Origin of the sequence: uncultured Ralstonia sp. (assembly GCA_913056305.1) — a bacterium.
Taxonomy (GTDB): domain Bacteria; phylum Pseudomonadota; class Gammaproteobacteria; order Burkholderiales; family Burkholderiaceae; genus Ralstonia.
This window is the reverse complement of record CAJXMR010000205.1, coordinates 1-8255: the sequence shown is the minus strand read 5'-3', so window position 1 is coordinate 8255 and position 8255 is coordinate 1. Positions and strand designations below refer to the sequence as shown.

Annotated in this window: 11 protein-coding genes; 10 read left to right on the top strand and 1 reads right to left on the bottom strand. The window is 67.6% G+C overall.

The genetic code is table 11. From position 1 onward, the window contains the following. Positions 1-696: 696 nt before the first annotated feature. A complete protein-coding gene (locus tag QZ609_RS21705) occupies positions 697-1014 on the top strand; it encodes a DUF736 domain-containing protein (protein ID WP_017514200.1) in 318 nt (105 codons plus the stop codon). A 69-nt stretch (positions 1015-1083) separates the two neighbouring features. On the opposite strand, the gene QZ609_RS21700 is transcribed toward QZ609_RS21705, so the two are convergent. Continuing rightward, positions 1084-1377, bottom strand: coding sequence for a helix-turn-helix transcriptional regulator (locus QZ609_RS21700; protein WP_017514199.1), 294 nt, complete (start codon positions 1375-1377; stop codon positions 1084-1086). Positions 1378-1695: 318 nt separating this feature from the next. Here QZ609_RS21700 and QZ609_RS21695 point away from each other — a divergent pair, with 318 nt between their 5' ends. The 9 genes from QZ609_RS21695 to QZ609_RS21655 form a co-directional block, all read left to right on the top strand. Beyond that, a complete protein-coding gene (locus tag QZ609_RS21695; RefSeq protein ID WP_024569795.1) occupies positions 1696-2046 on the top strand; it encodes a DUF2958 domain-containing protein in 351 nt (116 codons plus the stop codon). Positions 2047-2359: 313 nt separating this feature from the next. After that, positions 2360-3118, top strand: coding sequence for a DUF2285 domain-containing protein (locus QZ609_RS21690; protein ID WP_029700175.1), 759 nt, complete (start codon positions 2360-2362; stop codon positions 3116-3118). 125 nt (positions 3119-3243) lie between these two features. After that, positions 3244-3525: a helix-turn-helix domain-containing protein gene (locus QZ609_RS21685; protein WP_024569793.1), complete on the top strand. Its 282-nt coding sequence runs from the start codon at positions 3244-3246 to the stop codon at positions 3523-3525. 26 nt (positions 3526-3551) lie between these two features. Continuing rightward, a complete protein-coding gene (locus tag QZ609_RS21680) occupies positions 3552-4388 on the top strand; it encodes a replication initiator protein A (protein ID WP_295499440.1) in 837 nt (278 codons plus the stop codon). A 253-nt stretch (positions 4389-4641) separates the two neighbouring features. After that, entirely contained in the window at positions 4642-5280 is a 639-nt protein-coding gene (gene parA, locus QZ609_RS21675; protein WP_023125156.1) for a ParA family partition ATPase, read from the top strand. Then, a complete protein-coding gene (locus QZ609_RS21670) occupies positions 5277-5561 on the top strand; it encodes a hypothetical protein (protein ID WP_023103958.1) in 285 nt (94 codons plus the stop codon). Before parA ends, QZ609_RS21670 begins: the two co-directional genes overlap by 4 nt. Beyond that, a complete protein-coding gene (locus QZ609_RS21665; protein ID WP_023103957.1) occupies positions 5558-6082 on the top strand; it encodes a DUF2840 domain-containing protein in 525 nt (174 codons plus the stop codon). Before QZ609_RS21670 ends, QZ609_RS21665 begins: the two co-directional genes overlap by 4 nt. Beyond that, a complete protein-coding gene (locus QZ609_RS21660) occupies positions 6079-6678 on the top strand; it encodes a S26 family signal peptidase (protein ID WP_023103956.1) in 600 nt (199 codons plus the stop codon). The genes QZ609_RS21665 and QZ609_RS21660 overlap by 4 nt, the downstream gene beginning before the upstream one ends. Positions 6679-7126: 448 nt before the next feature. After that, on the top strand, positions 7127-8255 hold a 1129-nt coding region (locus tag QZ609_RS21655), incomplete at its 3' end, for a relaxase/mobilization nuclease domain-containing protein (RefSeq protein WP_295499436.1).

Below are 8255 nucleotides of genomic sequence, written 5' to 3'. Positions count from 1 at the left end.
CGCGCCCGGTTTTCAACGCCCACAGCAAAATCGCCCCGTCGCCGCCTTCGACCAGGCGGCGACGGGGCGGCCGTGCAAGTGCCTTGCACGCGGCACGGCAATCTGCGCCCGCTGGCGCGGGCAAGATTTCGATGGCCCCCCCCGCCGCCAGGGGCGGGACTTGTGGGGCTACGCCCCGGCTCGCTGCGGCAGGTTGTGCCAAAGCGTGCCGTCCTCGACGCTGACGGTTCGCCGCCTGTACGTCACGAAGGACGGTTCACCGACACGCCGCCCGGCTTGCTATGGAGCTTCCACGCCACACCTTAACTACGAAGGCCGCTTGCGGGCCGCAAGGGGCGTTATCGCCTTGTGGCTGGCGGTTGGCCTTGCCCGCGTCAGGGTACAAGCCGGTGCAGCCGTCACACGGGGATAGCGAGTCAGCCATGTCTCCTTTCGGGAGCGGGCGGCCCGTGCGTCCTTGGCTTGTCGTGAATCCTGGCGAGGGCACGGCTGCGCCTTGGGCTTCATGGCCGCAACCTTGCAGCGAAAACAATTTCCCCTGCGCTGCGCGCATTCCTCACGGGACAAATTCTTTTCGCTTCCAGGTTCTCCACGCTGTTGCGACCGCTGCGCGGTGCGACCCGCCCATCCCTCGCCGGCCGGTTCACAACAAGGACGCACTGGCGCGACCTTGTTCAACCCGAAAGGAGAAACATCATGGCTAACATCGGCACCTTCACCGCAGAGAAAGACGGCTTCACCGGCACGCTTCGCACCCTGACGCTCAACGTCAAGGTCAAGCTGGTTCCCAACGACAAGGGCGACAACGAGAAAGCCCCGGACTTCCGTCTGCAGGCGGCCGGCCACGACATCGGCGCGGCGTGGAAGAAAACCAGCGAGGCCGGACGGGACTACCTGTCCGTGACCCTCGACGATCCTTCGTTCCCGGCAACGGTCTACGCCCGCCTGATCGAAGGCGAGAACGGCACGCACGACCTGATCTGGTCGCGCAGCAAGCCGCAGCAGGCGGACTGACGCCGCCCACCGCGCCCCGTCCCTTGCGGCGGGGCGCCGTGCTGCTGGCGCAGCACGTCACGCACGCGCCTATGGCGCGTCGCGTTCCTTCAAGACAGCCTCAAGCTCCTGGCGCACCTGCGCCAGAAGCTGATCGGCCTTGCGCGTGCTGTCGCCGGCGTAGGCCAGCGTCAGCAGCGTGAGCGGATGCACTTCCATGACCTCGCACAGCTCGGTCAGCTTGTGCAGGGTTGGGCTTTTCAGGTTGCGCTCCAGTGAACTCATATACGTGCGGCTGGACACGTCGGAAAACGCTTCCTGGCTCAAGCCACGCGCCTTCCTGACCGTCCGTATTGCCGTCGCCAATGAGTCCTTCGCCGCCACCTATGGTTTCCCCTGAAAAACCAAGATGACAGCCGATTGCGCTCTATAGGGCTACAATCTATAGTGTTCATTTGGCGATGCTGATTTACGTATTCGTCCCTTTACGGAAATCCGCAGATGCGGATTTCGACCGCACCAGAGAGTCACATCCGTGTCTTTCCAGATCTGCACAATGCCGCTTCTGCGTTTCCGTGCATGTACGGATTCGATGGCTTACGCCTGCGTGCTTTCGCACGAAAGCACGCATCCGCTTCGACGCTTCCACGTCTTGGCGGCAAAGCGCGTCCGTGCACCGGCGGTTTCGTGAGATTCCCGGCCATGACCCAGCCGCTCGTCACTACCGAACAACGTGCGCAACTGCTCGCCGTCGGCGCGGCGCGCACAGCCGGTCAAAGCATCGACCCGTTGCCGGTGGTGCGGCTGTTCACCCCTGATGCGCACGCGACCTGGCTGTTGGCCGCGCTCGACCCCGCTGACGGTGACACCGCCTGGGGACTGATCGACCTTGGCATCGGGATGCCGTCGCTCGGAACGGTCAAGCTGTCTGACCTGGCCGGCATCATCGGGCCGCAGCAGCGGCCGGTCCTGCGTGACCTGTATTTCCGTGCGGCACGACCGCTATCGGAATACGTGCAGCTCGCGCAACGTGATGGCTCCATCCCCGACTGACTGAGGCGAATTGTGTCTTTTTAGGTCTAGTTCAAGACAGTTGCAGTCTGAATCGGCACTCTTGCACCAAGCGGGTGCGGCCTTGACCGAAAGAGACATGGTGCAGGACGTAGCTTCCGGCAGGGTACGTGACGCTGCGCACCATTTCCGAGCTGCGCAGCCGTCGCACTCGGACGATCCATGCAAGGCTTCGGAATCAATCGGACTTGATTACCACCAGCTTAGCCCGCCTGAATGACAAATTGCCGATGAGGCTGTAGTCCTGCATTTCGATGTCCGTGGCGACGTTCCCATCAGCAGGGATGGTTGCCTCATGACTGATCGAACCAACGATTTTTGGTATCCGACCGCCGCCTATCTCTACGTGCTGCACCTGGACGGTCCCGCACTCGCCTGGGAATACTTGCGCCGCCATCCCGAGTACCGGCGCGATTGGCGGCGCCGTCGCCGCCGGCCGGCCACGGCGCACGAATGGGGCCTGCGCCTGCTCGAAGACCCGCACCAGGATGCACGCGACGCGCATCCTGTCTGGTTCCCCGATCATGACGGCGTGCTCCAGCTCTACCCGGATGCCGACCCGCCACCGGAAGCCCACACCTTCGAGTTCTGGCACGTCCCCGGCAACAAGCAATTGATCCACGATGGCAAGCGCCTGGTGCTGACGGCACGCTGGCCCGGCTGCTGCGTGCGGCTTGCACTTGCGCCGGGCCTGGCCGACGGCATGGCCTACCTCTATGCTATCCGCCCGTGCGCCGCGCCTTGCGCGAGCTACCGCACGATCACGGCCGAGCTGGACAAACTGGCGACGGTGGACACGGCGGCCGTGCCTACGGCAGCGGCCCGCTCGCGGCCCACGCCCGCCGCGCTGCTGGAACTGCACACCTTGCAGGCGCTCGACGCGACCCTCGCGGGCGCGTCCTTGCGGGAGACAGCCGAAGGGCTGTTCGGCGCTGAAGTCGTGGCGGCCGGCTGGTACACCGATGGCGGCCTGCGCTCGCGCGTGCGCCGCCTGGTACGGCGCGGCCAATCGCTGATGCGCGGCGGCTACCGCCGCCTGGTACAGCTCGAATGACCTGGGGAGGGTCGTTTTGCCTGCGCTGCAAAACGACCCTCTGCACAACCCGTCGCTATCTTGAGACTGCCTCCATCCGGCTGCGCTGGTGCTGCCGGCGTTTCTGACCGATGGAGGTTCACTCGATGCGACCCGCACCCTTGCGGCCTGCTGCCGCTGCTGTCGCTGCGCCTGCGCAGCCCCAACGCTACCTTACCAACGACGAAGCCGCCGAGTACCTGCGGCTGTCGCCGCGCACGCTGGAAAAGCAGCGCGTGATCGGGGGCGGCCCGAAGTTCCGCAAGTTCGGCCGCCGCGTCATGTACGCGGTGGCCGACCTCGACGCCTGGGCCGACCAGCGCAGCTTCGAGGCTACGTCCGACCCCGAATACGCCGAGCACCACTCGGCCGATAGCCGTGCGCGGTGACGGATGGCTCGCCGGTGGCCATCACCATGCCCAGCCCATCGCGGGAGCGGGAACAGCTCGACCTGTTCCGCGCCTTGCCGGGCGACATGGCGCCGCGCGACAGCCAGGACTTGATGGCCTTTCCGTTCTTCTCGCTGGCGAAGTCGCGGCGCACGACGCCGATCGACTTTCAGGCCGGCGGCATCACGATCCGCGTGGAAGGCACGCAGGAACACGGCATCGCCACGATCTGGGATGCCGACGTGCTGATCTGGGCGGCCTCGCAGATCGTGGAGGCGCGCGACGCGGGCTTGCGCCCGTCGCGGCTGATGCAGGCCACGCCCTACGAGATCCTGCGCTTCATCGGGCGCGGTACATCGCTGCGCGACTACCAGCGCCTCAAGGCCGCGCTGGATCGCCTGCAATCCACGACGGTGGCCACGTCCATCCGGGAGACCACGGGAAGGCGGCTGCACCGCTTCTCGTGGATCAACGAGTGGAAGGAGCTGGCCGATGCCAGGGGAACGCCCTTGGGACTGGAGCTGATCCTGCCGGACTGGTTCTATGCGGGCGTGCTCGATGCCGCCCTGGTGCTGACCATCGACCCGGCGTACTTCCGGCTGACGGGCGGGATCGAGCGCTGGCTGTACCGCCTGGTGCGCAAGCACGGTGGGCGGCAGCCGGGCGGGTGGCAGTTCGACTTCCAGCACCTGTACCGCAAGTCGGGCAGCACGGCCAAGCCCTACGACTTTGCCTGCGACCTGCGTGCGCTGGTCGCGCGGCAGTCACTGCCGGGCTACGTCCTGGGCATCGAACGGCTGGATGGCGCCGAGCTGCTGACCTTCCGGCCAGGGCGTCCCGTGCCGTCCACGGCACGGGGATAAACGGTGCGCGTCCTGTGGACGGGCTCGTGCTATCAGGCGTGCCAGGTATCGTGCTATCGGGCGTGGGACTATCGTGCTATCAGGCGTGTCCATCGGCCGCAAAGCCAATGCTGGCGCGGGTTTCGGTCTCCCTTAACTTCCCTAACTTAAATACTCTAACTGGTAGTAGCAGCGCCGCGTCTCGGTGGACAACCGCCACAGGACGCGAAGCGCAGCGGCAACAGCCGGGCTTTCCAACGCGGAGGGCCAGGCCATGATCGTCGCGCTGCTCAACCAGAAAGGCGGCGTGGGCAAGACCACGCTCGCCACGCACATCGCCGGCGAGCTGGCGATGCGCGGTCAGCACGTCGTCCTGCTGGACGCCGACCCGCAGGGTTCATCGCTGGACTGGACACAGCGCAGAAGCCAGCAAGGCTTGCCACGGCTGTTCAGCGCCGTGGGCCTTGCACGCGAAACGCTGCACCAAGAAGCGCCAGAACTCGCCAGGCGGGCCGATCACGTCGTCATCGACGGCCCGCCCAGGATCGCCGCCTTGGCGCGCTCCGCGCTGCTGGCGGCCGAGCGCGTGCTGATCCCCGTGCAGCCCAGCCCCTACGATCTGTGGGCCAGCGCCGAGATGGTGGCGCTGATCCGCGAGGCGCAAGTCTTTCGGCCCGCGCTGCGCGCGGCCTTCGTCATCAATCGGCGCGTCAGCACCACCATCATCGGGCGCGAAGCGCGCCAGGCGCTCGCCGACCAGCCACTTCCTGCGCTGCGCGCGGAAGTGCATCAGCGCATCGTGTTCGCCGACAGCGTAGCCGCTGGCCGGCTTGCACGCGAAACGGCGCCCGACAGCACCGCCGCCCGCGAAATGACCGCGCTGGTGGATGAACTGTTGCGGTGGCCGACATGACAGCGAAGCCGCCACCGAACAGCAAACGCACGGTCAAGCGCGTCGGCATCGGCGCACGTCCGCCCGCGAATCCACACGCCGAGGCGTGGATTCGCCAGGGCGATGCCGATGCGCTGGGCAAGGGCGACCTCTACACCGCCCGCCTGACCCTCGACATCACACCCGCGATGCGGGCACGCATCAAGGTGTCGGCCTTCACGCAAGGCGTGACCGTGGCCGACCTGCTGCGTGGCCTGTTGGAGCGGGAGTTTCCAGAGCACCGCAGGGAGAACGCACCATGACTGCATCCGCTTCGCCTGCCGCTGGCGCGGCTACGGCTGCACTTGCCGGCCAGCCTGCCAGCGCGCCGCTGACGCGCGTGGCGCTTGCCTACATCGAACCACGCTTCAAGCTCTACCTGCGCTTCGGCGAACCTGCGCGCACGCACCAGCTCGACCGCTGGCGCCGTTGCGCGGTGTTCCTGCCGGGCGCCATGTTGTGCCGTATCCGCTGGCAGGCCAACGACTACGGCACTGTGCGTTGGCAGCTCATGGTGATGCAGGCTTGCACGCCGCTGGATGCAGCGCAGCGCATCCCCGGCGTGCAGCCGGGGGCGCGCTTGCTGCTCCACGCCGAAGGGGAGAACCAGGTGCGCGCGGTGCTGGAGTGCATCGACGCCATCGAGGCGCTGGGCATCGCGCCCGCCGCTGTCTCGCCCGCGTACTGGCGCACGCTCGCCAACCGGCTCGCTGCACGCCTGCCGCTGCCCGAATACACCGCCGAGCGGCACGCTGCCTGGCTAACCGGGAGGACGCTGCCATGACGCTTCCATCCGCCGTTGCCAGCGCAACCGGCATCCCGCCGCATCCTCGCTCGCGCCTGCGCGCTCGCCTCGTGTTGGCGGGCCTGTCCGCCTGCGGCCTCGCTGCGCTCGCCTGGGCGTCCTTCGTGCATCCGCTGCCGCGCCTGATCTACAACCCGTCCGACAGCGTGGCGGTCGGCTGGTATCGCGTCGATCCGCAAGGCCACGGCACCGGCTCGCTGCCACGTCCCTTGTCCGTGGGCAGCATCGTCCTGACCACGCTGCCGCCAGACGCCGCCGCGCTGGCCGCGCAGCGCGGCTACCTGCCGGCGCGCGTGCCGCTGCTCAAGCGCGTGGGCGCCGTCGCGCCGCAGGAGTTGTGCAGCACTGGCCGCGTCGTCCGCATCGACGGCGTGCCTTCGGCCGCCGTGCTGCCTGCCGACCGCTGGGGCCGGCCGCTGCCATCCTGGCAGCAATGCCGCCGCCTCGAATCCGGCGAACTGTTCCTCTTGAGTGTGACCAACCCGGCGTCGTTCGACAGCCGGTATTTCGGGCCGGTCAGCGCATCCGCCGTGATCGGGGTCGCGCATCCAGTCTGGCTGGAATCCCGCCCATGATGGCCGCCGACTCGCTGCACGTTGCCGTGCATCTTGTCGTGCCATCGGGCGTGTCGCTCTGCTGGCCGTCGCCGTGTCGTCGCGCGTGCAGTGCGGGTGCATTCGCACCGCACTTCGCGCTGCCTTCGGCGCAGCCGTCCAACGTGCAGGCGTCTTGCCTCGAACGCGCCCGGCCTATGGCCGTCGCCGCGTTCGCCGGCGCGCTGGCTGCTCGCGCAGCAGCACCGCCGGGCCGCCGCTGCCCGGAGCGCCAGCGAGGGGCAAAGGCGGAAGGCAAGACAAAAGGGTGCGGCACCTGTCGGCCCGCAAAGCCAGTCTGCACGTGGGGGTTGGGCAGCACGGAGCGGCTTCGCCGCCGTGCTGCTTATGGCGCGAGGCCCGGGCCAATGCAGGCATGTCCGCGTGCCTCGCACGACCGGACACGCCAGAGCTTGCAGGAAGCGCAGCCATGACCAACCGCCGCGACGATGATTTCCGCGTCCGCCCCAGCGCTCCGAAGAACCGGGGCCAGAGCTTCGTCTCCAAGGTACTCAAGCAGGCAGGCAAGGCCAGCAGCGGCAAGTCGTCGGTGCGTCGTCCGACCTCAGTGCGCAGCACCGGCCAGCGGCCCGGCTCGCGCCTCGGGCGCGGCCATACGGCGGCGCGCTTCGCGGGTGCGAAGCTCAGGCCCATGTCGCGGCGCGTGACCATCAAGACGCTGCTGGTCAACCAGCAGCGGGCCAGTCCGCAGTCGCTCGCCAAGCACCTGCGGTACGTCGAGCGCGATGGCGTGGGCCGCGATGGCGAGCCGGGCCAAGCCTACGGGCCGCAGACCGATGCCGCCGACCTCGACGCCTTCAAGGAACGCTGCGCCGACGACCGACACCATTTCCGCTTCATCCTCTCGCCCGAGGACGGTGCCGAGCTGGAAGACCTGCGCACCTACACGCGCCACCTGATGGGCCGCATGGAAGCTGACCTGGGTACGGGCCTCGATTGGGTGGCCGTCAACCACTGGAACACCGACAACCCGCACACGCACATCGTCGTGCGCGGGCGCGACGACACGGGCAAAGACCTCATCATCGCGGGCGACTACATCGCCGATGGCTTCCGCCATCGCGCTGCCGAACTGGCGACCGAATGGCTGGGGCCGCGCACCGAGCTGGAGATCCAGCAGACCTTGCAGCGCGAGGTGGAGCAAGAGCGGTGGACGTGCCTCGACCGTACCCTGCAACGAGAGGCCGGCGAGGACGGCCGAGTGCAGATCGAACGCTTCAACGAACCGAAGTTGCAACGCCAGCGACTGCTGTTGATCGGCCGGCTGCAACATTTGCAGCGCCTGGGCTTGGCCGACGAGACGCAACCCGGCACCTGGGGCATTCATGCCGACGCCGAAAAGACGCTACGCGCTCTGGGCGAGCGCGGCGACATCATCCGCACCATGCAGCGTGCCATGCGCGGCGAGCCGCGCGAGCTGGCGGTGTTCGAGCCGGGCCAAGATGCCGATGTAAGTGGCCGAACCATCCTTGGCCGCGTGGCGGCGAAGGGGCTGGCCGACGAGCTGCGCGACCGGGGCTATCTGGTCATCGACGGCG

Excerpts from the sequence above, each read along its gene's own strand:
- QZ609_RS21665 (WP_023103957.1), top strand. The coding sequence starts at position 5,558 with ATGACTGCATCCGCTTCGCCTGCCGCTGGCGCGGCTACGGCTGCACTT.
- QZ609_RS21660 (WP_023103956.1), top strand. The coding sequence starts at position 6,079 with ATGACGCTTCCATCCGCCGTTGCCAGCGCAACCGGCATCCCGCCGCAT.
- QZ609_RS21685 (WP_024569793.1), top strand. The coding sequence starts at position 3,244 with ATGCGACCCGCACCCTTGCGGCCTGCTGCCGCTGCTGTCGCTGCGCCT.
- QZ609_RS21680 (WP_295499440.1), top strand. The coding sequence starts at position 3,552 with ATGCCCAGCCCATCGCGGGAGCGGGAACAGCTCGACCTGTTCCGCGCC.
- QZ609_RS21705 (WP_017514200.1), top strand. The coding sequence starts at position 697 with ATGGCTAACATCGGCACCTTCACCGCAGAGAAAGACGGCTTCACCGGC.
- QZ609_RS21690 (WP_029700175.1), top strand. The coding sequence starts at position 2,360 with ATGACTGATCGAACCAACGATTTTTGGTATCCGACCGCCGCCTATCTC.
- QZ609_RS21670 (WP_023103958.1), top strand. The coding sequence starts at position 5,277 with ATGACAGCGAAGCCGCCACCGAACAGCAAACGCACGGTCAAGCGCGTC.
- parA (WP_023125156.1), top strand. The coding sequence starts at position 4,642 with ATGATCGTCGCGCTGCTCAACCAGAAAGGCGGCGTGGGCAAGACCACG.
- QZ609_RS21695 (WP_024569795.1), top strand. The coding sequence starts at position 1,696 with ATGACCCAGCCGCTCGTCACTACCGAACAACGTGCGCAACTGCTCGCC.